The organism is Shinella fusca, from assembly GCF_014203155.1.
GTDB lineage: Bacteria > Pseudomonadota > Alphaproteobacteria > Rhizobiales > Rhizobiaceae > Shinella > Shinella fusca.
In genome coordinates this window covers 314,516-337,304 of record NZ_JACHIK010000004.1, presented here as the reverse complement: position 1 = coordinate 337,304, position 22,789 = coordinate 314,516, and the positions used below count along the sequence as shown (strand labels likewise).

At 67.4% G+C, this 22,789-nt stretch carries 22 protein-coding genes; 11 read left to right on the top strand and 11 right to left on the bottom strand.

Features of this window, described 5'->3' with window-relative positions; genetic code table 11:
- Positions 1-28 precede the first annotated feature (28 nt).
- The 9 genes from HNQ66_RS08665 (at position 29) to HNQ66_RS08625 (ending at position 8,722) form a co-directional block, all read left to right on the top strand.
- The gene (locus HNQ66_RS08665) at positions 29-283 is read left to right on the top strand and encodes a DUF2171 domain-containing protein (RefSeq protein ID WP_184143115.1); all 255 of its coding nucleotides are present in this window, start codon (positions 29-31) and stop codon (positions 281-283) included.
- A gap of 57 nt (positions 284-340) precedes the next feature.
- Positions 341-535: a hypothetical protein gene (locus HNQ66_RS08660; RefSeq protein ID WP_184143113.1), complete on the top strand. Its 195-nt coding sequence runs from the start codon at positions 341-343 to the stop codon at positions 533-535.
- A 51-nt stretch (positions 536-586) separates the two neighbouring features.
- Positions 587-1,651: a Dyp-type peroxidase gene (locus HNQ66_RS08655; protein ID WP_184143111.1), complete on the top strand. Its 1,065-nt coding sequence runs from the start codon at positions 587-589 to the stop codon at positions 1,649-1,651.
- Positions 1,644-2,444 carry a family 1 encapsulin nanocompartment shell protein gene (locus HNQ66_RS08650; protein WP_184143108.1) on the top strand — a complete coding sequence of 267 codons (801 nt, stop codon included), beginning with the start codon at positions 1,644-1,646 and terminating at the stop codon, positions 2,442-2,444. The genes HNQ66_RS08655 and HNQ66_RS08650 overlap by 8 nt, the downstream gene beginning before the upstream one ends.
- A gap of 21 nt (positions 2,445-2,465) precedes the next feature.
- A complete protein-coding gene (locus HNQ66_RS08645) occupies positions 2,466-3,749 on the top strand; it encodes an NAD(P)/FAD-dependent oxidoreductase (protein ID WP_184143105.1) in 1,284 nt (427 codons plus the stop codon).
- Positions 3,746-3,970 carry a hypervirulence associated TUDOR domain-containing protein gene (locus HNQ66_RS08640; RefSeq protein WP_184143102.1) on the top strand — a complete coding sequence of 75 codons (225 nt, stop codon included), beginning with the start codon at positions 3,746-3,748 and terminating at the stop codon, positions 3,968-3,970. Before HNQ66_RS08645 ends, HNQ66_RS08640 begins: the two co-directional genes overlap by 4 nt.
- Positions 3,967-4,359, top strand: a complete 393-nt coding sequence (locus tag HNQ66_RS08635) for a hypothetical protein (RefSeq protein WP_184143099.1) — start codon at positions 3,967-3,969, stop codon at positions 4,357-4,359. Before HNQ66_RS08640 ends, HNQ66_RS08635 begins: the two co-directional genes overlap by 4 nt.
- Entirely contained in the window at positions 4,356-5,792 is a 1,437-nt protein-coding gene (gene cls, locus HNQ66_RS08630) for a cardiolipin synthase (RefSeq protein WP_184143096.1), read from the top strand. Before HNQ66_RS08635 ends, cls begins: the two co-directional genes overlap by 4 nt.
- A gap of 89 nt (positions 5,793-5,881) precedes the next feature.
- Entirely contained in the window at positions 5,882-8,722 is a 2,841-nt protein-coding gene (locus tag HNQ66_RS08625) for a molybdopterin oxidoreductase family protein (RefSeq protein WP_184143093.1), read from the top strand.
- A gap of 180 nt (positions 8,723-8,902) precedes the next feature.
- On the opposite strand, the gene HNQ66_RS08620 is transcribed toward HNQ66_RS08625, so the two are convergent.
- From HNQ66_RS08620 to HNQ66_RS08580, 9 genes are all read right to left on the bottom strand, one after another.
- Positions 8,903-9,289: a GFA family protein gene (locus HNQ66_RS08620; RefSeq protein WP_184143090.1), complete on the bottom strand. Its 387-nt coding sequence runs from the start codon at positions 9,287-9,289 to the stop codon at positions 8,903-8,905.
- 192 nt (positions 9,290-9,481) lie between these two features.
- Entirely contained in the window at positions 9,482-9,706 is a 225-nt protein-coding gene (locus HNQ66_RS08615) for a hypothetical protein (protein ID WP_184143088.1), read from the bottom strand.
- Positions 9,707-9,727: 21 nt separating this feature from the next.
- Positions 9,728-10,258 carry a DUF4142 domain-containing protein gene (locus HNQ66_RS08610; RefSeq protein WP_184143084.1) on the bottom strand — a complete coding sequence of 177 codons (531 nt, stop codon included), beginning with the start codon at positions 10,256-10,258 and terminating at the stop codon, positions 9,728-9,730.
- A gap of 121 nt (positions 10,259-10,379) precedes the next feature.
- Positions 10,380-10,682, bottom strand: coding sequence for a DUF982 domain-containing protein (locus HNQ66_RS08605; protein ID WP_184143081.1), 303 nt, complete (start codon positions 10,680-10,682; stop codon positions 10,380-10,382).
- A 320-nt stretch (positions 10,683-11,002) separates the two neighbouring features.
- The gene (locus HNQ66_RS08600) at positions 11,003-12,073 is read right to left on the bottom strand and encodes a DUF2218 domain-containing protein (protein ID WP_184143078.1); all 1,071 of its coding nucleotides are present in this window, start codon (positions 12,071-12,073) and stop codon (positions 11,003-11,005) included.
- Entirely contained in the window at positions 12,070-12,903 is an 834-nt protein-coding gene (locus HNQ66_RS08595) for an ABC transporter ATP-binding protein (protein ID WP_184143075.1), read from the bottom strand. The genes HNQ66_RS08600 and HNQ66_RS08595 overlap by 4 nt, the downstream gene beginning before the upstream one ends.
- Positions 12,900-13,934 (bottom strand): FecCD family ABC transporter permease, encoded by a 1,035-nt coding sequence (locus HNQ66_RS08590; protein ID WP_184143072.1) that lies wholly within the window; start codon positions 13,932-13,934, stop codon positions 12,900-12,902. The genes HNQ66_RS08595 and HNQ66_RS08590 overlap by 4 nt, the downstream gene beginning before the upstream one ends.
- 2 nt (positions 13,935-13,936) lie before the next feature.
- Entirely contained in the window at positions 13,937-14,947 is a 1,011-nt protein-coding gene (locus HNQ66_RS08585; protein WP_184143069.1) for a FecCD family ABC transporter permease, read from the bottom strand.
- The gene (locus tag HNQ66_RS08580) at positions 14,944-15,936 is read right to left on the bottom strand and encodes an iron-siderophore ABC transporter substrate-binding protein (protein ID WP_184143067.1); all 993 of its coding nucleotides are present in this window, start codon (positions 15,934-15,936) and stop codon (positions 14,944-14,946) included. Before HNQ66_RS08580 ends, HNQ66_RS08585 begins: the two co-directional genes overlap by 4 nt.
- Positions 15,937-16,246: 310 nt before the next feature.
- Between HNQ66_RS08580 and HNQ66_RS08575 the strand changes: the two genes are divergently transcribed.
- Positions 16,247-18,400, top strand: coding sequence for a TonB-dependent siderophore receptor (locus HNQ66_RS08575; protein WP_184143064.1), 2,154 nt, complete (start codon positions 16,247-16,249; stop codon positions 18,398-18,400).
- 45 nt (positions 18,401-18,445) lie between these two features.
- Here the strand turns inward: HNQ66_RS08575 and HNQ66_RS08570 are convergent, their stop codons facing one another.
- Entirely contained in the window at positions 18,446-19,339 is an 894-nt protein-coding gene (locus HNQ66_RS08570; protein ID WP_343059459.1) for a helix-turn-helix domain-containing protein, read from the bottom strand.
- Positions 19,340-19,468: 129 nt separating this feature from the next.
- Entirely contained in the window at positions 19,469-21,898 is a 2,430-nt protein-coding gene (locus tag HNQ66_RS08565) for a membrane-bound PQQ-dependent dehydrogenase, glucose/quinate/shikimate family (protein ID WP_184143061.1), read from the bottom strand.
- A 133-nt stretch (positions 21,899-22,031) separates the two neighbouring features.
- Here HNQ66_RS08565 and HNQ66_RS08560 point away from each other — a divergent pair, with 133 nt between their 5' ends.
- Positions 22,032-22,700, top strand: a complete 669-nt coding sequence (locus tag HNQ66_RS08560; protein WP_184143058.1) for a cytochrome c3 family protein — start codon at positions 22,032-22,034, stop codon at positions 22,698-22,700.
- Positions 22,701-22,789: the final 89 nt, after the last annotated feature.

The following is a 22,789-nucleotide window of genomic DNA, read 5'->3' as shown; positions in this document are numbered from 1 at the left end:
CGATTTCATTTCAACAAGGAGAACGCGCATGAGCCACAAGATCACCGGGAACATGGAAGTCATCGGCGCCGACGGCGTGCATGTGGGAACCGTCGACCGCGTCGAGGACGGCCGCATCAAGCTGAAGAAGAGCGACAGCTTCGGCCACCACGAGGGCCATCACCACTATATCGAGATGGGCTTCGTGGCGGGCGTCGAGGGCGACAAGGTGCGCCTTTCGGCGAATGCCGACATCGCCGTGACGCTGGAAGAGGAAAAATCGGGTCGTCCGGTCGACCTCTGACCAGCTGCGGGCCGGCCCCTCCAGCCGGCCCGTTCCCCTTCGATGCAAGGTGCTCCCATGGAAAACTACGACCTCTACCTGAACCCCGCAAAACCTTCGATCGGCCTTTATGTGCGTGCCGGCGCCGGCCTGCCCGACATCGCCGATGGAAAGGACTGGATTTTCGATGGCACGGTGGAAAAAGACTCGCTACCTTCCGACGTGGTGAAGGCGGTCGAGGCGAACGGACACGCCTTCCGCGACATGGATTGAGCCGGCCTTCCGCCGGTTTCGTCTCTTCTGCTATTGCCGAATGGATCACGCATGGATGCAGTCCTCCCCTCCGTAGTCCCGCAGCCGGTCGCGGCGCGGTTGACCCGCGCCGCCATCTTCCTGGTCGTGACGCTCGAGCCCGGCGACGATGCCGAAAGGGCCGTGCGCAAGCTCTGCGCCGATCTTTCCGGCCTGCTGCGCGCCGTCGGCTTCCGCGACCTTGAAGGCGGGCTTTCCTGCGTGCTCGGCATCGGTTCGGATGCCTGGGAGCGCCTCTTCGGCGCGCCGCGCCCCAAGGGCCTGCACCCCTTCCGCGAGATCCGTGGGCGCCACCATGCGGTCGCGACGCCCGGCGACCTCCTGTTCCACATCCGCGCCACGCGCATGGACCTCTGCTTCGAGCTGGCAAGCCAGGTCATGAGCCGGCTTTCGGGCTTCGTTACGACCCAGGACGAGGTGCACGGCTTCAGCTATTTCGACGACCGGGATCTGATCGGCTTCGTCGACGGCACGGAAAACCCCGTCGACGCGGCCGCCGTCGCCGCCACGATCATCGGTGCGGAAGACCCGGATTTTGCCGGCGGCAGCTATGTGATCGTGCAGAAGTACCTGCACGACCTCGTCGCCTGGAACCGCGTGCCGGTTGCCGACCAGGAGCGGATCATCGGCCGCGAAAAGCTCTCCGACATCGAGCTCGACGACGCCGCCAAGCCGAGCTACGCCCACAACGTCCTCACCTCCATCGAGGAGAACGGCGAGCCGCTGGAGATCCTGCGCGACAACATGCCGTTCGGCGATATCGGCAAGGGCGAGTTCGGCACCTATTTCATCGGCTATGCGCGCTCGCCGGATCGCATCGAGCGCATGCTGGAGAACATGTTCATCGGCCTGCCGCCCGGCAATTACGACCGGCTGCTCGATTTCAGCCGCGCCGTCACGGGGTCGCTGTTCTTCGTTCCTTCCGCTTCGTTCCTCGACGCGGTCGCGCCGGATGCGGCTCCGGCACCTGCGCCGGCGCCCCCGCTGGCGGCGGAGGAACCTTCGCAACCGTCCGCGCCGCGCGGCGATGGATCGCTCGGCATAGGCTCGCTCAGGAAAGGGGCTTCCCATGAATAACCTGCACCGTGAACTCGCGCCCGTTTCCGAGGCCGCCTGGGCGGAGATCGAGGAAGAGGCGAAGCGCACGCTCAAGCGCCACCTCGCCGCCCGCCGGGTCGTCGACATGGTCGGCCCGTCCGGTCCCGGCCTTTCGGCGGTCGGCACGGGCCATGTCGCTTCCATCGCGCCGCCCGAGGAGGGCGTGCAGGCGCTGGCGCGCGAGGTCAAGGCGCTCGTCGAAGTGCGCGTGCCCTTCCAGCTTTCGCGCCGCGCCATCGACGACGTGGAGCGCGGTGCGCTCGACAGCGACTGGTCGCCGGTCAAGGAGGCCATGCGCAAGATCGCCTTCGCCGAGGACCGGGCCGTGTTCGACGGCTATGCGGCCGCCGGCATCGAGGGCATCCGCGCCGCGGCGAGCAACCCGGCCATGCCGTTGCCACCCGGGGCGAAGCGCTATTCGGACGCGGTGGCGCGGGCGGTCGGCCAGCTTCGTCTTGCCGGTGTCGAAGGGCCCTATGCGCTGGTCCTCGGCGCCGAGGCCTATACGGCGGCGAGCGGCGGCAGCGACGACGGCTATCCCGTCCTCCACCATATCGAGCGGATCGTCGACGGCGGCGTCATCTGGGCGCCGGCCATCGAGGGCGGGCTCGTCCTGTCGCTGCGCGGCGGCGATTTCGAGCTGACCGTCGGCGAGGACTTCTCCATCGGCTATCTCGGCCACACCGCCACCACCGTCGATCTCTACGTCGAGGAGAGCTTCACCTTCCGCACGCTGACGACGGAAGCGGCGGTCGCGCTTACGGCGGAGTAACACCAGCGGCTGGAGGCCGTCATGACGGAAAAGGACGATCATCACGTCGTCATCGTCGGCGGCGGTTTCGGCGGGCTGGAGGCGGCCCGCCATCTTGCCTCGGGACCTTTCCGCATCACGGTGCTCGACCGGCGCAACCATCACCTGTTCCAGCCCCTGCTCTACCAGGCGGCGACGGCCTCGCTCGCTCCTTCCGAGATCGCCTGGCCGATCCGCTCCCTGCTGCGGCGCCACGAGAACGCGACGACGCTTCTGGGCGCGGCAAGCGGCGTGGACACGGCGGGAAAGGCCGTGCTGCTGGAGGACGGGAGGCGGGTCCCCTACGACACGCTGATCCTCGCCACCGGCGCGCGCCATGCCTATTTCGGCCATGACGAATGGGAGCCTTACGCGCCGGGCTTGAAGACGCTGGAGGATGCGACGACGATCCGCCGCCATATCCTCTCCGCCTTTGAGCGGGCGGAATGGCAGCCGGATCCCGCCGAGCGCCGCCGGCTGCTGACCTTCGCCATCATCGGCGCCGGGCCGACCGGCGTGGAGCTTGCCGGCACCATCGCCGAACTCGCCCACGAGACGCTGCGCCGCGATTTCCGCAACATCGACACGCGCGAGGCGAAGGTGGTGCTGGTCGAAGCCGGCCCGCGCATCCTCTCGGCCTTCACCGAGGACCTTTCGGCCTATGCCGAGCGGGCGCTTTCGCGCCTCGGTGTCGAGGTACGCACCGGCCAGGCGGTCTCCGAATGCAGCGCGGCAGGCATCGCGCTTGGCGGCGAATTCCTGCCGGCCGCGACGATCCTCTGGGCGGCGGGCGTCGCCGCCTCGCCGGCCGCCGAATGGCTGAAGGCGCCGGCCGACCGCGCCGGGCGGATCGTCGTCGAACCCGACCTTTCCGTTCCCGGCTTTACGGACATCTTCGCGATCGGCGACACGGCCCATGTCGCGATGGGCGAGGGCAGGACCGTGCCCGGCATCGCCCCGGCGGCAAAGCAGGAGGGGCGCTATGTCGCCGGCGTGATCCGTGCGCGCTGCGAAAGGAAGCCGGTGCCGGTGCCTTTCGCCTATCGCAACGACGGCAACCTCGCGACCATCGGCAAACGGGCCGCCATCGTCGATCTCGGCTGGATCAGGCTCAAGGGGCGGCTTGCCTGGTGGACCTGGGGCATCGCCCATGTCTACTTCCTGATCGGCCTGCGCAACCGCCTCGCCGTCGCCTTGAGCTGGCTGTGGATCTACTCGACCGGCCAGCGCAGCGCCCGCCTCATCACCGGGGCGGATACCCAACTTCGGGAAAGGAGATCGCAATGAGCAAGCGTTTCGCCATCGGCGACCATGTCGCCTGGAATTCGGAAGCCGGCCGGGTATCGGGCACGATCATCGCCATCCATACCAGCGATTTCGACTACAAGGGCCATACCCACCGCGCATCGCCCGACGTGCCGCAATACGAGATCAGGAGCGACAGGACCGACCATGTCGCCGCCCACAAGGGCGCCGCCCTCACGCTTCTGGATGGAGATGCGTCATGACCCTCGTGACGACGAAGCGGCTGACGCAGGACATGCAGGCGAAAGCCGGCCTGCTGGTCGATCGCGCCGGCCTCGTGCCGCAATCCGTGGATCAGCCGATGGAGGCAGGCGACCTCCTGTTCTATCTGTCGCAGACCTCCATGCCGATGGCGGACTTCCTGAAGGGCGAAGGCCTCTTCGTCGACGGCGAGGGGCTGCATTTCGACCGTTCCCGGTTCGCCGAGATCCGCGATATCGCCGAGGCGGTGATCCGCGAATACGAGGCCGGCGACCGGCGGGATACGTGGAAGCGCTTCGACCTTTCCGAGGACGAGGATGCCTCCGGCAACGGGACCTATCTCCTCATCGTGCTCGCCGCGCTCGATCTTCTCTATGGGCCGGCCGCATGACGGGCGGCGGTGGCACATTCGTGGTCCTGCACATCGCCGTCGTCGCGGTCACCGCCGCGCATATCCTGCTTCGGGCGCACCGGCAGCCGGAATCGCGCGCCGCCTGGCTCGTCCTCGTCCTGACGCTGCCCTATGTCGGGGCGCTCGCCTACCTTCTCGTCGGGCAGACCAATGTCGGGCGCAAGCGGGTGGAACGGCTGAAGGCGGCCTTTCACGACCTTCCGCGCCCGCAGGACGCGCCGGGCTGGCCGGCGGCGCTGGAGACGGCCGACAGGCACGAGGCGCTTTTCGCGGTCGGCCGGTCGATCAGCGGCTATGAGCCGGTCGGCGGCAACAGCGCCGTCCTGATGGAGAATTCCGATGCGGCCATCGACGCGATGGTTGCCGATATCGACGCGGCGAGCGATCACGTCCATCTCCTGTTCTACATCTGGCTTGCCGACCGCAACGGCACGAAGGTCGCCGAGGCGATGCAGCGGGCCGCACGGCGCGGGGTCGCCTGCCGGGCCCTCGTCGACGATCTCGGCTCGCGCGATCTCGTGTGCGGCCCGCTCTGGCAGGACATGGCGGCGGCGGGCGTGAAGGTGCGCCGGGCGCTGACGATCGGCAATCCGCTCCTGAGGGCGCTTACCGGCCGCGTCGACCTGCGCAACCACCGCAAGGTCGCCGTCATCGACAACCGGATCACCTATTGCGGCAGCCAGAACTGTGCCGATCCGCAGTTCCTGCCCAAGGCGAAATACGCGCCCTGGGTCGATGTGCTGATGCGCTTCGAGGGGCCGGTCGTGCGGCAGAACCAGCATCTTTTCGCCAGCGACTGGATGGGCAACGGCGGCGAGGACATCGGCGACCTGCTGCGCCGCCCGATGCCGGCGGCAAGGCCGGGCTTTACCGCCCAGGTGGTCGCGACCGGCCCGACATTCCGCAATTCGGCCATGCCGGAGATGTTCGAGACGCTGGTCTATGCCGCGCGGCGCTCGCTGTTCGTCACGACGCCCTACTACGTGCCGGACGCTGCCATGCAGGCCGCGCTCTGCGCCTGCGCCAACCGGGGCGTCGACACCACCATCGTCTTTCCCGCGCGCAACGACGATTTCGCGGTCGCCGCGGCAAGCCGCAGCTACTATCCCGATCTTCTTCGCGCCGGCGTGACGATCTACGAATACGGAGCCGGGCTGCTCCACGCCAAGACATTGACCATGGACGGGCAGGTGACGCTGATCGGCTCGGCGAACATGGACCGGCGCAGCTTCGACCTCAACTACGAGAACAACATCCTCCTCGAGGATGCCGAAACGACCATCGCCATGCGCGCGCGGCAGGAAAGCTACCTTGCGCAATGCCGACGGATCCTGCCGCAGGAGGTCGAGCGGTGGCCGGTCGGCCGGCGCCTCTGGAACAACGCGCTCGCGATCGTCGGGCCCGTTCTGTAGGCCCGCCTTCCCGCGCGCGGCGCCTGCCGGCGGAAAAGAAATCGGATCTGCCCCTTCGGGCATGACCGGGCCATGAAAGGGAGGTCAAGATGGTCAGCACGCGCGACAGCATCACCGATATCTGGGGGCCGCGAACGCCGTCCCTCGGGTCGCACTGGCCGATCCGCGTCGACCAGAATGTCGAGGAGGAGCCGGACCGCTGGGTGCAGGCCTCCTGCTTCCTGTGCTCGAACGGCTGCGGCATCGACATCGCCGTCAAGGACGACCGGCCGGGCGGGCGCATCGTCGGCGTGCGCGGGCGCGAGGCGGATATCGTCAACCGCGGCCGGCTCGGCCCCAAGGGCCTGCACGGCTGGGTCGCCAATGCCAGCGTCGACCGGCTGACCCAGCCCCTCGTCCGCCGCGGCGGCCGGCTGGAGCCGGCAAGCTGGGACGAGGCGATGGACCTGATCGTCGCCCGCATGAAGGCGGCGAAGGAGAAGTACACCGCCGGCTCCATCGGCTTCTACACGTCGGGCCAGCTCTTCGCGGAGGCGAACTACACGCTGAGCGTCATTCGCACGGCCGGGATCGGCACCCTCCACATCGACGGCAACACGCGGCTCTGTACGGCAACCGCCGGCGCGGCGCTGAAGGAGACCTTCGGCGCGGACGGGCAACCCGGCACCTATTCGGACGTGGAGGCCACGGATTGCTTCCTCCTCGTCGGCCATGACATGGCGGCGACGGCCACCGTGCTCTGGTCGCGGGTGCTCGACCGGCGGCGGGCCGACCGGCCCTCGAAGATGATCGTCGTCGATCCCCGCCGCACGGCGACGGCCGCCGAGGCCGACCTCCACATCAAGCCGCGCCTCGGCACCAATGTCGCGGTGCTGAACGGGCTGATCCGGGAACTGATCGAACAGGGCCATGCCGACCGCGCCTTTATCGAGGCGCATACGCTGGGCTATGACGAACTTTCCCGCACCGTCGCAAGCTACACGCCCGGGAAGGTCGCGGAGATCGCGCGTATCCCCGCCGACCAGATCCGCGAGGCCGCCGCGATGATCGGCGGCTCGACCATGCTGCTGTCGACCTGCTTGCAGGGCGTCTACCAGTCCAACCAGGGCACGGCGGCGGCCGTGCAGGTCAACAACGTCAACCTGGTGCTGGGCCGGATCGGCCGGCCCGGCTGCGGCATCCTGCAGATGAACGGCCAGCCGACCGCCGAGAACAGCCGCGAGACCGGATCGGGCGGCGACTTGTCGGCCTTCCGCAACTTCGGCAATCCGCGCCATGTCGAGGAGATGGCGCGGCTCTGGAACGTCGATCCGGCCACCCTGCCGGACTGGGGGCCGCCGACCCATGCCCTGCAGATCTTCGACTATGTCCGGGACGGCTCGATCCGGGTGCTGTGGATCGTCGGCACCAATCCGGCCGTCTCCATGCCGGACCTTGCCCGGCTGCGCGGGGACCTCGGCCGGCGGGGCGTGTTCGTCATCGCGCAGGACGCCTTCATGACCGAGACGACGGAGATGGCGGACGTGGTCCTGCCTGCCGCCATCTGGGGCGAGAAGACGGGCTGTTCCACCAATGTCGACCGCGTCGTCCATCTCAACCGCAAGGCCGTCGAGCCGCCGGGGCAGGCCCGGTCCGACCTCGACATCTTCCTCGATTTCGCCCGCCGCATGGATTTCCGCGACAAGGACGGCGCGCCCCTCATCAAATGGACCGATGCCGAGGGCGCGTTCGACGCATGGCGGGAATGTTCGCGCGGCCGGCCCTGCGACTATTCGGGACTTTCCTATGCGAAGCTGACCGGCGGCTCGGGCATTCCCTGGCCGTGCAACGACCGGCACCCCGACGGCTCGGAGCGCTACTATGCCGATCTCCATTTCCCGACGGATCCCGATTATTGCGAGAGCTACGGCCACGACCTTCTCACCGGGGCGGCGGTCACGGAGGAGGACTACCGTGCGAAACGGCCGGACGGCCGCGCCTTCCTGCGCGCTGCCGAATACGTGCCGCCGACGGAGGAGCCGGATGCGGACTATCCCTTCTATCTCTCCACCGGGCGCGTCGTGTTCCATTTCCACACCCGCACCAAGACCGGGCGGTCGAAGGCGCTTCGCGATGCCGCGCCCGATGCCTTCATCCAGGTCAGCGAGGAGGATGCGAGCCGCCTCGGCATAGCCGAAGGCGAGATGCTGCGCGTCACCTCGCGGCGCGGCATGGCGGAGGCTCCGGCGCGGATCGGCGACATCGAGCCCGGCACGCTGTTCATGCCGTTCCACTACGGCTACTGGGACGACCCCGGACGGCAACGCGCGGCCAACGAACTGACGCTCTACGAATGGGACCCGGTGAGCAAGCAGCCGCATTTCAAATATGCGGCCGTCAGGCTGGAGAAGGCGGCGGGCCTCTCACCGCTGCCGCAGCCGGCCGAAACGAAGCGGGAGGCCGCGGCGCTGGACGGCGGGGCGGCGAGCCGGCCCTGTCTCGCCGATTATATCGGGCTGCTGCTGGCGAGCGAGGAATGCCTGGTTCGCGGCTGGGAGACGTTGCGCAAGGCTCACCCGATGACGCCGGATATCGGCCAGCAGAGCGCGCTGTTCATGGGCTGGTCCGAGGAGAGCGCCGCCGCCCTGCGCCCGCATGCGGCGGCCTATGGCGCAGGGCGCGAGGGCGAGGCGGCCGCGCTCGACAAGGCATTGGCGATCGGCCGGCCCCAGACCGGCTTCGGCCTGATGCGCGACCTGCAGGGGCTATGGCTGATGGTCAACGAGAGCTTCGTGTCCACGGCGGTGCTCATCCAGGGTGCCCGCGCGCTCGGCGACCGCGCGCTGGAGAAGGACCTGCAAGGCATCGAAAGCCGGAACGAACGCCAGCGCACCTGGCTGCTGACCCGCCTCCGGCAGGCCGCGCCGCAGACATTGGCGGTGCCGTCATGAGCCTTCCCGGAACCTGAGGCGCCCTCCATCGGTTGACGCAATGGCAACCGATGGAGGTCCCCCTGACCTTGACCGGAGAGCCGCGGCCATGCCGACGCGGATGTCCTCGGGGCCGAACGCGCCTTCCGCGAGGCCGGCGCGCGCAACGTGCTGGCGCGATAGACCGGGGGAAGCCGGCCGTCACGTCGGGCTGGCGGGCCTGTCCTCTTCGTATTGTTCGGCTCCCTCGATGGGCCGAAGCCAGGGTTCGCGGCGCTTGATCCAGAGCTCGTAGGTCGGGGTGAACGGCGTGGGTGCTTCGGAGAGCGCGCCGAGCTTGATCTCGGCCTCGTCCGCATCGAGCGAGAAGAGCCGGGAGCCGCAATGCGGGCAGAAGCAGCGCCCCGAAAAGGCGGCGGTCTCGCCCGCGGCTTCGAACTGCCCTGCCGGCCAGATGCCGTAGAAGGTGAAGGCGGAGCCGCTTTCCTGACGGCAATCCGTACAGTGGCAGATGCCGATCCTCTTCGGCAGGCCCCCGACGGTGAAGCTCACGCGCCCGCAAAGGCAGGATCCGGCAAAGGATGTCATGACGGACGCCTCCTAGCTTGGCCGGGGTCGCCATCGGGCCGTTTGACTTCTGAGGCCTCCGGATGCGTGCCGTCCGAGACGCTTCCGGGATGCGGATCCGAAACGTCCTCTCCCGGCGTTCGCGGCGGCGCCGGGCGTTCCTTGCGGTCTTCCCCGGCGTTTGCGGTTCTTTCCTGCATGATCTGTTCCTCCTCAGGATCGGTCGGGCTGGCGCTCGTCGAAGCCGGCTTCCCAGTCCTTCCCGCGCTTCCTGCCGGGCGGGCTCCGGTGGGCGGTCGCGTCTTGCGATCCGGTGATGACGGTCGGCTTGGCGCTCACCACGCCGTCGGCGTGCCGGTCCGCCTGGGACGGCGCGAACTGGCCGCGCGCATCCTGCTTGGCCGCTGACGGCCGTTTGTCCGTTTTACGCGATGTCATATCCGTCTCCTTGGGATACCGTCATTTGCCTTCGAGGTCTTCGGCCATTTTCAGGTGATGTTCGAGCGCGGGAACCGTCTTTGCGGCCCAGGCCTTGAGGTCTGGATTGTCGCCCTCCGAAGCATAGCGCTTGAAAAGATCGACGGCATCTTCATGTGCGTCTTCCTGATCGTCCTGATAGACCTCGTCGAAGTCCTTGCCCGAGAGGTCCTTGAGCTTGTCGAAGGATGCCTTCTGCGCGTCGGACATGCCCGTGGCCGCCTTGGCCTGTACCTTGCCGCTGTCGAGGAGCGCCTTCAGTTCGCTCGTCGTCTTCTGGTGGTCGTCGATCATCTGCCGGGCGAAGGCCTTGGTTGCGGCATTGCCGTTCTGAAGTGCGAGCTTGCTGGATTCGATCTCGAATATGTCGCTCATCGAGGCCTCCTTCACGAAGTCCCCGGTCTTCGGCGGAATGCCGAGCGTGGAGTTGATGCCGGTGGTTTCCGCCGCCGACTGGGCGAAAGCGGCGGCCGGGATCATGAACATGGCGAGGGCTGCGGAAAGTTTCTTCATGAGGGTTCTCCTTTGGAGGACCCAACTTCCCCGACCGCCGCTTGTTCCATCCCGCAGATCGATGCGGCCTCGCGACCGGCGGCCGGGGCCGCCCGGTTTACCGGCCGGGCGGCCTCTGCGTTCAGGCGCTCATGCGAGGCGGCGTCGAGGGGCCGGAGCGCTGCCAGGCCGGGGGCAGAGCCTGAACGGGCAGGCCCGCTTCGAGGCATGCGGCGACGAAGGCTTCGCGGGCGACGGCGACCGGCGTCTGCCTGCGGAGCGCGGCGCGGCATTTCTCGCAGGCGCGCTTGTAGCGCTCGCCGTGCCGGAGCGGCCATTCGTTTTCCAGGAAGTCGAGGGTGTCGTTGACACTGTCGAAGGTGCGGCTGAGGCCGTTGGACAGGTGTACATGCAGGGGCGTTGCGAAGAATATGTCAGCCAGCATCGGGTTCCTCCTTTCAATTGGACATCTGGCCCATTCGATATGGGCAATGCATTTGCGACTTCAAGAACGCTCGCGGGCGTTGCCGTTGCCGTCGCGGGACGGTCGCCGCAAGCCCGCAAGGGGTGGGGACGGGTGCGATGGGATGCCGCCGTCGCGGGTATCGGTCTGCCTTCATTTCCGGTCGTTCCGATGTCCCTTTGACGTCGGCGCCCCTTTAACCGGCACACCGGGCTTTTGTTCCTGAACATCCTGCTGGAGCACTATGCCGGCCGGAAAGCGGGTGGGTCGAGGACGGGACGAAAGCGCCTCACCGGCCCGGCTTAGTAGCCCGCCTTGTCCCGCTCCCAGTACCAGGCGACATACATGCGCTTCCTGTCATGGTGGCGGTTCTTCAGGGCGCTGCGGATGAGGCGGATGTCCTCCCGCTCGCAGGCCGCCCATACGAAGGTCTCGCCGTCGACGGTCTTGATGGCGTCGATGGCTGCCTGCGCGAGCCCGTTCCGGGCGCCGGGCGGATAGGTCTTGCGGTGCAGCCAGCGCACCTCCAGCGATCCGGCCGTCGGCAGCGGCTGTTCCTCGGCCGCATCCGCGACCTCGATGATCGCGGTGAGGCGCGTTTGCGCCGGCACTTCGGCGGCGATGCGGGCAATGGCGGGCAGGGCGCTCTCGTCTCCGGCAAGCAGGATCCTTTCCGCCTGCGGCAGGTCTCCGCCGCCGGGACCGATGAGGGCGATCCGGTCGCCGGGCCGCGCATCCCGCGCGAAATCCGCGCCGGGGGTCGCAACGCCCGGGGCGGGATGCTGCAGGAAGTCGATCCACAGTTCCTTGCGGTCGGCGTCGACGGCGCGGATCGTGTAGACCCGCACCACAAGCGCATCGTCGCCCTCCGGCCAGGCGATGCGCCCGTCGTCGCGCAAGCCCGGCCAGACCGGCGGCCGGCCCCTCGGCGGCACGAGCAGGCGCACATGCATGTCGCCGCCGATGAACGGCGTGACGTCGGCGCAGGCGACGATCACCCGCCGCATGTTCGCCGTCACGTCCCCGGCGGAAACGACGGTCGCCTCATGGAGATTGGCGAGCCGCGCCTGCGGGGCGGGCTTCGACCATGTGAGCTCGAAGGGATCGTCCCCGGCGAAATAGAACAGGTGCTCGGCGAGCATCGTACGGCTCATCTGAAGCGCCTCCTCGCTCGGACAGGCAAGGTCGATCAGGAGGCGGCCTTCATCGATGCGCATATGGGCGGTTCCCGCCTCGCTCTTCAGCACCGCGGCATCGCCGTCGCGCCGCACTTCGGCATGCTCGACGAAATGCTCGCAGATTTCGTCGACCATGGTCGTGGCGCTTGCCGGCAGCGCGATGCCGGAGAGTGTGAAGGTGAAAGCGGCGGTCATGCGGGATCCTCGTTCGTGGCGGACAGGCCTTCTGCGATCATGCGGTGCCGGCCGATGGGCAGCATGGCCGGCCGGCCGGAAGTGGGGTCGGTGACGATGCGGCTTTGAAGGCCGAAGACCTGCCGCACGTTCTCCTCCGTCAGCACGGCTTCCGGCGGCCCTGCGACATGCAGCCGCCCGTTCGCCATGGCGACGAGGTGATCGGCGTAGCGGGCGGCAAGGTTGAGGTCGTGCAGCACCATGACGACGGTGGTGCCGCGCGTCTGGTTGAGGTCGGTCAGAAGGTCGAGGACCTCGATCTGGTGGCTGATGTCGAGGAAGGTCGTCGGCTCGTCGAGCAGCAGGAGGTCCGTTTCCTGGGCGAGCGCCATGGCGATCCAGACCCGCTGGCGCTGGCCGCCGGAAAGCTCGTCGACCGGCCGCTCGGCAAGGTCCTCCGTCTTTGTTGCGGCAAGCGCGGCTGCGACCGCCTCGTCGTCCTCGCGCCGCCAGCGGGAAAAGACACCCTGGTGCGGATGCCGCCCGCGGCTGACGAGGTCGGCGACGGCGATGCCCTCCGGCGCGATGGGCGACTGGGGAAGCAGGCCCAGCGTGCGCGCAAGCTCGCGCGAAGGCAGGTGGTGGATTGACTTGCCGTCGAGCAGCACCTTGCCGCGTCGCGCCGGCAGGAGCCGCGAAAGCGTGCGCAGCAGCGTGGACTTGCCGCAGGCATTGGCGCCGACGATGACGGTGATCTTTTCGGGCGGGATGGCGAGGTCGAGCCCGTCGAGAATGACGGCCTCGCCATAGCCGGCCGAAAGCCCGTCCGCAATCAGGGTATGGGGTTTCATAGCGAACCTCCGGATCGGTTGACCCGTACGATCAGGAATATCAGGTAGGGCGCGCCGAGCGCCCCGGTGACGACGCCGACGGGATAGCGGCTCGGCAGCAGGAACTGGCCGCAATAGTCGCCGACGAGCACGAGCGCCGCGCCGACGAGGGCCGCCGGGACAAGGAGCGAGCCGTTGTTGCCGACGATCCGGGCGGCGATGGGCCCGGAGAGGAAGGCGACGAAGGCGATGGGCCCGGAAATGGCGGTGGCGCTGGCGATGAGGCCGACGGCGGCGACGATGACGAGCACGCGCGTGCGCCCGACCGATACGCCGAGCGCGGCGGCCGTGTCGTCGCCGAGCCTCAGCGCCTCGAGATCGCGGCCGCGCGAGAGAAGCAGCCCGCCGAAGACGCCAAGGGCGGCCAGAAGCGGCAGCGTCTCGGCAAGCTGCGCACCGTTGACGCTACCGGTGAGCCAGCGCAGCGCCTCCTGCAGGGTCCAGGCCGGGGCGGTGGAGAGGATATAGGCGATGACGCTTTCCAGCATGGCCGAAACGCCGATGCCGACAAGAATGAGCCGCGTGCCCGCGACGCCGTTGCGGAAGGAAAGGCCGTAGACGAGAAGCGCTACCCCGAGGCCGGCGGCAACGGCGAGGATCGAGACCGAAGGCCCCTTGAGGCCGAGCACGACGATGGCGAAGACGGCCGCCGCGCTTGCCCCCCAGCTTATGCCGATGATGTCCGGGCTTGCCAGCGGATTGCGCAGCATGATCTGGAAGGCGACGCCGCCGAGGCCGAAGCTGACGCCTGCGAGAACGGCAAGGACGGCGCGCGGCAGGCGGAGCTGGCCGACCGTGAAGGCGACGCCCGGCACGTCCTCGCCCATCAGCGTGCGCAAGATATCGCGCGGCGGCGTGAAGGACTGGCCGAGAAGGAGGGTCAGCACGAAGGCCGCGGCGATAAGGGCAAGCAAAAGGCCGATGAGGCGGCGGTGCCGGCGGGCGCGCCGATGGCGGTTTTCGGCAACGCGCGCGGTGAGGGACAGGGGCATGGTCACAGGTCCCGCACCCGCTGGCGCCGGACGATCCAGATGAAGACCGGCGCGCCGACGAGCGCCGTCACGATGCCGACGTCGAGCTCGGCGGGCCTTGCGAGGATGCGCCCGGCGATATCGGCGACGACCAGCAGGCCGGCCCCGCCGAGGGCGGAAAAGGGCAGCAGCCAGCGGTGATCGCTGCCGGTGAGCAGCCGGCAAAGATGCGGCACGACGAGGCCGAGGAAGCCGATGGGCCCGCACACCGCCGTCGTCGCGCCGCATAGAAGGATTGCGGCGAAGGCGGCGAGCGCCCGGGCAACGGCGACGTTCTCGCCGAGGCCGGCGGCAAGCTCGTCGCCGAGCGCCAGCGCGTTCAGCCTGCGGGCGGAGAAAAGCGCGAGGACGAAGCCGGCGGCGAGGAACGGCAGCACCGGGCCGATACGCTCGAAGGTCGCCCCGCCGACGCCGCCGATCTGCCAGGCGCGGATGCCGCCGGCAATGTCGGCGCGCGGCAGCACGACGGCAATGACCAGCGAGGAGAAGGCGATGGAGGTGGCCGCTCCCGCAAGGGCGAGCTTCAGCGGCGTCGCCCCGCCGCGTCCCATCGAGCCGATGGCATAGACGAAGACCGCCGCCGCTCCGGCGCCGAGGATGGCGGTGAAGATATAGGCATAGGCCGAGGCCATGTCGAACCAGGCGATGCCGACCACGACGGCGAGCGAGGCGCCCATGTTGACGCCGAGAATGCCGGGATCGGCGAGCGGGTTGCGCGTCACACCCTGCATGATCGCCCCGGAAAGGCCGAGGGCGGCGCCGGCCAGCAGCGCCAGGAGGGTGCGCGGGATGCGCATGGCGACGGCGGCCTCGCCGATCGTCCCGACCCGGCCGGAAAGGGCTGAAACGATATCGTTGAGGCCGACATCCCGCGTGCCTATGGCCACCGACAGCGCGGCCACCACGACGAGCGCGGCCGCCGCCAGCAAGAGCCAGAGGCCGCGCAGGTTCGATGCCGTGGCGGTGGCCGTCATTTCGCCTTCCCGGCGGCTTCGGCAAGCAGCGCGACATAGTCCTTCAGCACCCAAGAGATGGAGAGCGGCGTTGGATTGGCGGCGGTGCCTGTCGGGCCGCGGCCCAGCATGACGAGGGCATCCTTGCCGACGGCGGGCATGCGCGAGAGAAGGAGGTCGGCCTTCACCGCATCGAGCAGCGGCGTGCCGCCATAGGCGACGACGATGTCGACGTCGTCGAAGGCATCGACCTTCTCGGCGCTGACGCTGGCGGCGAACTGGCCCGGCTTCGTCGCCTCCAGCACGCTTTTCGGCGAGGTGAGGCCAAGGTCGGCGAAGAACTTCACGCGGGTATCGTTGGCCGTGTAGAAGTTGACGGTGCTGAGGTTCGTCACGTCGAGATGGGTGACGAAGATTGCCGACTTGCCCTTGAGGATCGGATAGCCCGCGACCGTATCGGCGATCTCCTTCTCGATGCGGGAAATCAGCGCTTCGCCCTCGGCGGCCATGCCGAGCCCTGCGCTGTCGAGGCGGATCGTCTCGCGCCAGTCGGTCGACCAGGGCGATTGCGGATAGGCGACGACGGGGGCGATCTGGCTCAGCGTCTCGTAGTCCGACCGGCTGAGGCCGGAATAGGCGGCGAGGATGACGTCCGGCTTCGTGGCGGCGACCGCCTCGAAATCGATGCCGTCGCCCTCGTCGAAGAGGACCGGCTTTTCCCCGCCCAGCTCCTTCAGCTTCTCGGCGACCCACGGCAGCAGCCCGTCGCCGTCGTCGTCGCCGAAATTGGCGGCGGCAAAGCCGACCGGAACGATGCCGAGCGCCAGCGGAACCTCGTGGTTCGCCCAGGCGACGGTCGCCACGCGCACGGGCTTTTTCGGGATGACCGTCGTGCCGAAGGCATGCTCGATGACGATGGGATAGGCGGTGCCATCGGCGGCAAGGGCGCCCGCCGCGATCCAGAGGCAGGCGGCGAAAAGGGCCAGGGGAAAGCGGAAAAGCCGCGGCATTGGCGAAACCTTCCAGGCTGTTTAAAGTGGAGTTTCCGTTTCAGGTTCAGCCGGCGCCGTCAAGGCGGATGCCGGCCCCTCCTTGCGGTAGCTGCGAAGTTTCCGCGGGTTTCTACAAAACCGCAGGATTCTACAATACCGGAGTAAATGTCTCAAGTTATTGGCGTCTCAGGGGACATCGCGTATCGCTGCCGACGACCGGGCCGAAAGGATCCGGTCCGGAAGGGGTCGTGTGTCCGGGCTGGACTTCGGCATGGGGGCTTTGCCTGCCGGGACGGCAATGGAAACACCGGCTTTCGGAACGGAACCAATGCACATCGAAAAGACAGGCAGCGCCGGCAGGCAATCCTTCATCCGCTACAGGAATGCGCTTCTTCTGGGATGCACGGCGCTTGTTGCCTTCGCGCCGGCTTCGCTGCGCGCGCAGGAGGCGAACGGGGCTTCCGCCACGGTTCTGGAGACGATCACCGTCGACGGCGAGGGTACGGGTGCCGACAACGATTCCAAGACGATCGTCGCCAGGAAGACCACCGCTGTCGGCAAGATGCCGTCGGATATCCTGGAAACGCCTGCCACGGTCTCCGTCATCACCTCCAGGGAAATTCAGGAGCGCGCCGCGAGCAGCGTCGAGCAGGTCGTGCAATATACCGCGGGCGTCGTCACGGACTATTACGGTTCGGACGACCGCTACGACTACTTCAAGATCCGCGGCTTCACGCCCTTCACCTACCGCGACGGGCTGGTCGTCGGCCGGACCTGGAGCGGCATTCTCGAGGAACCTTATGCCTTCGAGCGCATCGAAATCCTGAAGGGCGCCAATTCCACCGGCTTCGGCGTATCCGACCCGGGCGGTTCGGTGAACTACGTCACCAAGACCCCGAAGAGCGAGCGCTTCGGCGAGGTCTACGGCACGGGCGGCTCGTTCGCGCACAAGGAGACGGGCTTCGACTTCGGCGACAACATCACCGAGGACGATACGCTTTCCTACCGCCTGACCGGCAAGTTCCAGCGCTCCGACGCCGAATACGATTATTCCCAGGACGATGAGAACTTCATCCTGGGCGGCCTGACCTGGCGCCCGACCGATACGACCAGCCTGACCTTCACCTTCGACCATCTGGACAGGGACGGCACGCCGAGCGGCGGCGGCCACCCGCGCGGCACGGATTTCGACAGGGACCGCTTCTTCGGCGAACCGGACTTCAACTACGACACGACGAACCGGAACACCTACAGCGTCATGCTCGACCACGATTTCGGCAACGGCCTGACCTTCAATTCCAGCGCCCGCTACAGCAAGGCGAACACCGGCTTCGGCTATGCTTACATCTTCGATGAAAAGGGCGCGTTCGATCCGGCGGACACCGAGGCGGATCGTATTTTCTTCAAGAGCGAAGGGTCCAACCAGCAGTTCGTCCTCGATGCGCATATGCTCTACGAGGCGAGCCTGGACCAGGTGGACAGCCGCACGCTTGCCGGCGTCGAATACAGCAAATTCGAATCGGAAGGCGACACGCGCTATGAATATCCCCCGGTCTGGGGCGGTTCGGCGGCGGGCATCAACTGGCAGAACCCGGTCTTTTCCGGCCCATCCGGTTCGTTTGCAAACCGCGCATGGCAGGAGAACGACCAGAAGACCAAGGCCATCTACTTCCAGCAGGATCTGACCTTCTTCGACAGGCTGACCGCGAGCATCGGTCTGCGCAACGACTGGCTCGATCTCAGCGAAACGGATCTGGCGAGCGGTGCCACGACGAGGGACGACTACAGCGAGTTCACCAAGCGGCTTGGCCTGAACTACAAGATCACGGACGAAGTCGCCGCCTATGTCAGCTACGCCGAATCCGTTGCGCCGCCGAGCGTGGGAATCGAGCCCACCACCGGCAAGCAGTATGAAGTCGGGGTCAAATATCGCCCGGACGCATTCCCGGCCTTGCTCAGCGCCTCCATCTACGATCTGACGCTGGAGAACATCACGACCCGCGACGCGCCCATATACCTGCCTGCCACGGTGGACAAGATCCGCCATCGCGGTCTCGATCTCGAAGCCAAGGTCGAGATGCCGAACAATATCAACCTGATCGCCGCCTATTCCTACGTCGATTCCCGGATCGTCGAGGAAGGCGGCAAGCTGGACGGCAACAGCTTCGCGCAGGTCCCCGAGCATCTGGCCTCGATCTGGGGCACCTATACGCTGGAGGGTGACGGGCGCCGCGGCGACATGACCTTCGGGCTGGGCGCGCGCTATACGGGGTCGTACTATTTCGATAACGCCAACACCCGCAAGTCGGACCCGGCGATCGTCTTCGATGCGGCCTTCACCTACAAGATCCAGGAGAACACGACGCTCCAGCTCAACGTCAGCAACCTGTTCGACGAGAAGCACATCGCCAACGACGACGGCGGCGCCTACTACTACAATCCGGGCCGCGCGATCTACGCGACCCTGCGCCAGACCTGGTGAGCATGCGTCCCGCCCGGGTTTTTTCTCCGGGTGGGGCTCCGGCCTTCAGCGCGCCTGCTGCATCCGCCGCCAGGCGGCGGGTGTTCCGCCCACGACCTGGCGGAAGGCCTTGGTGAGGTGCGCCTGGTCGGAAAAGCCGAGCTGGGCGGCGATGTCGGCGATGGTCAGTTCGTTTTCCACGAGCAGCGCCTGCGCGAGGTCGATGCGCTTGCCGAGCTGCCATTGCAGCGGCGTCTTGCCGGTGGTCTGCTTGAAGACGTTGGCGAACCAGCTTTCGGAAAGGCCGACGGTCTCGGCCATGTCGGCGACGCTGAGGGGCCGGCCGCCGCAGGCCCTGATGCGGGCGGTCAGCCTGTTCATCTGCGCCTGGGTGAGCCGGCCGTTGGACTGTTCGCTGCCCTGCTCGGGAATATCGAGCAGGCCCGTGACGATGCCCGCGACGAGGCTTTCCGCATAGACCGCGTGCCGCGTCGGCGTCGCGACCTCGTCGACCAGCAGGCCGGCCAAAGTCTCGATCGCCCCGGCATCCTGCAGCTCGACCGGCCGGCGCTGTGCGGCCAGCGCGGCCGATGCGCCGACCGAGGGGGTGAGGAACCGCGAGAGCCGGTCCTTGTGCATGTGCAGGTCGAGATGGGAAAAGCGGTGCGCGGCGGTAAAGCCCGTCCACAGCGGCACGCCGGCCGGCACGTAGATCGCCCGCGTCATGGGGCGCGCATGGTCTCCCATCCCGCCTTCGCGGTTGGTCATCCGGATGAAGGGCGACACGTCGTTGAAGAAGATCACGATGCGGGGATCGGGCGAAAGATAGTAGCCCTTCGCGCCCGGCTGGCCCTCCGCATCCCAGAAGACGCCGACGAGGCCGTCGAGGCTGCGCCATTTCACCGGCGCAAGGACCTTGATGCCTTCGGTATAGCAGGTCATCGAGTGCAGATAGCTCACCGCCCGGGACGCTCCTCGTTGGATGGGGCCTGGCTGAACGGCCCCAAGTCTGGCAGGGCCGTAAGATGACTAGAACTATCATATTTTTGTTCCGGGGCAAGGCTGCCCGTTTCCACGGGGAGAGGCGCGCTACGGCCCCGGCAGGGCGTAGGCCACGATCCGGTCGCCGTTCCTCGACCTCAGGCCCCCGTGTCCCCCGGCCGCGATGACGACGTATTGACGGCCGTCGCGGCCGAGATAGGTCAGGGGCGTGGCGTTGCCGCCGGCGGGAAGATGGTCGCTCCAGAGGGTCTTGCCGCTCTTCGCATCGAGGGCGCGGATATATTGGTCCGTCGTCGCGCCGATGAACAGGAGGCCGCTTTTCGTCGCGATGCTGCCGCCCATGCTGAACACGCCGGTCGGCAGGCCGACGGGCAGGCGCAGGCCGAACGGCCCCATGTCGCGGGTCGTGCCGAACGGGCGCTGCCAGAGGACCTTGCGGCTCGCAAGGTCGATTGCCTGCATCTGGCCCCATGGCGGCTGGACGCAAGGGATTTCCAGAGGGCTGAGCCAGGGTTCGACGACGATCGAAAACGGCGTCCCGTGCTGCGGATTGTTCTTGAAAGGCGGCTGCGGATAGGGCTCGTTCCAGCCCGACCACGCCTGGAACAGGCCCTTTTCGAGGGCCTTTCCATAGGGAAGCATGCGCAGCTTGAAGGGCATGAAGGTGGTGTTGATATACATCGTGCGTCGGGCCGGGTCGACGGTCGCGCCATACCAGTCGGACGTGCCGTCGAAGGCCGGCCAGCCGATGGTGGGCCTGAGGCCCGGCGGCGTGAACAGGCCTTCGTCATGCATCCGGCGGAATTCAATACGGCAGAGCAACTGGTCGACCGGGGTTGCGCCCCACATGTCCTTTTCCGTGAGCTTCGGTGCCCGTAGGGAGGGCATGCCGGTCGAGAAGGGCTGGGTCGGCGAATAGCGCTCGCCGGGGATGTCGCCGCTTGGGACCGGCTTTTCCTCGACCGGGAAGACCGGCTGGCCGCTGCGGCGGTCGAGGACGAAGATCTCGCCCTGTTTCGTCGTCTGGATCAGGGCGGGAACGACGCTGCCGTTCCGGTCCGGCAGGTCGACGAGCGCCGGGCCGGCCGGCAGGTCGAAATCCCACAGATCGTGATGAACGGTCTGGAAATGCCAGCGCTCCGCGCCGGTCGCGATATCGAGGGCGACGAGCGAACTGGAATAGGCATCGTCGAACGGCCGGCGCTTGCCGCCGAAATAATCCGGCGTCGGCGAGCCGAGCGGGACATAGACGAGGTTCAGCCCGGGATCGGCCGTATAGACGCCCCAGCCGTTCGGCGTGCCGCGCGTATAGGTCTCATCGGGCGCGGGCTTCCTGTTGGCGGGCGTCTTGCCGATATCCCAGGACCAGGCGGGCGCGCCGGAGACCGCGTCGAAGGCGCGCACGACGCCGGACGGCTCGCCCACCGTCTGGTTGTCGTAGACCCAGCCGCCGAGGATGATCTTGCCGTTGACGATCATCGGCGGCGAGGAGATGAAGTGAAAGCCCGGCGGAACCGGGCCCATATGCTCGCGCAGGTCGACCTGGCCATTGCTTCCGAAGGTTTCGCAGGGCTTGCCCGTCTCCGCATCGAGCGCGAAAAGCCGCGGCAGGTCCGATGCGGTGGAGATGATCCGGTGCGGGCAGGACGTCTGCGGCGCCTCGAAATAGGAAACGCCGCGGCAGGCCTGATAGACGTTCTTCGACATGTCGCCGCCGGGGCTGTAGCGCCATTTCTGCTGGCCGGTCGTCGCATCGAGCGCCACGACGTCCCGGTGCGGCGTGCAGAAATAAAGGCTGTCGCCGACCTTGATCGGCGTCGCCTCGAAGCTGAATTCGCGGCCGTTGCCGTTCTCGCCCTCCTTCGGCAGGTCGCCGGTCGAGAAGGACCAGGCCTGCGTGAGATGCGAGACGTTTTCCGGCGTGATGCGGTCGAGCGGCGAATAGCGGTCGCCGGCCGGGGTGCGGCCGTAGAAATTCCAGTTTTCCGGAGCGACGCCGTCGTCATCCCCGGCCGCGATTCCAGCCACGGTGTTTGCCGGCGCCGCGGCGGCCTCGATCGTGCGCCGCTCGGTGATGCGGTAGCCGGCGAGGAAGACCAGTCCGATCAGGATCGCGCACGCGGCCATTGCCGCATAACAGGGCCAGACGGTGCTTTGCCGGAAAACCTGTAGCCGGCCCGCCACCAGCGGCGAGAACAGCCAGATGCCGAGGACGGCCGGCGCGACGAGCCGCGGGATCAACGCCCACCCGTCGAGGCCCACCTCGTAGAGCGACCACAGGACCGTGCCGACGAGCAGGGCCGCATAGAGCCAGATGCCGGCGGGCCGGCCGAGGACGATGAGGATGCCGGCAGCAAGCAGCAACAGGCCGGCGGCCGCATAATAGGGGCTTCCGCCGAGAAGAAGCAGCCATGCGCCGAGGCCGAGAAGCCCGAGCCCGAGAAGGCCGGCGGCAACCCCGGTCACGATGGTCCACCAGGGCCGGGCCCGCCCGCCCGCGATCGATTGCCGGGTCATGATGCCTCCTCGCCGGAAAGATGCTGGATCTACGACCAAACTTTCCTGCCGGGTCGATGTTCCCGCCGCCCGTGGCCATCGAGGCGTGGAACCAAAGCCGCTGCCGATCGTTGCGTGCATTGGAGGGGAGAGCGTGGCGCAGATCTTCACAGCATCGGCGGACACCCGGCTGCGGGCGGCGGCATTGCTCGGGGTGGTGGCCCTTGTGATGGCGCTAGTCGTTCTCGGCGGTTACGCGGATTCGAGCTATGCCACGCTCGTCGGCTGGGTCGAGCACCAGCCGGTGCCGTTCAGCCACCAGCATCATGTGGGCGAACTCGGCATCGATTGCCGCTACTGCCACGCGGCGGCCGAAACCGGCGCCCATGCCGGCCTGCCCTCGACCTTCACCTGCATGACCTGTCATTCGCAGGTCTGGACCGGTGCGCCGATGCTGGCGCCGGTGCGGGCGAGCCTTGCTTCAGGCAAGCCGCTCGAATGGCAGCGCGTGGCGCGCCTGCCGGACTATGTCTATTTCGACCATTCGATCCATCTTTCCCGGGGCGTGCCCTGCGTCACCTGCCACGGCCGGGTCGACCGCATGCCGCTGATGAGCCGGGCGCAGCCCTTCCAGATGCAATGGTGCCTCGATTGCCATCGCAATCCCGCCCCGCATCTGCGCCCGCCCGCCGAAATCACCCGCATGGACTGGAGCAATTGGGACGAAGAGCCCGGCATCCATGCCGTCTACGGTGAGTTGATGACCAAGGTCTACGGGATCGAGCCGGCCAAGCTCACCCAATGCAATATCTGTCACAGGTGATGTCATGACAGCGGATCGGCAACGCGAAAGGTGGGAAAGAGCGGCGGCGGGCCGCCCGGAGGGTGTCGATCGGAGGACCTTGCTCAAGG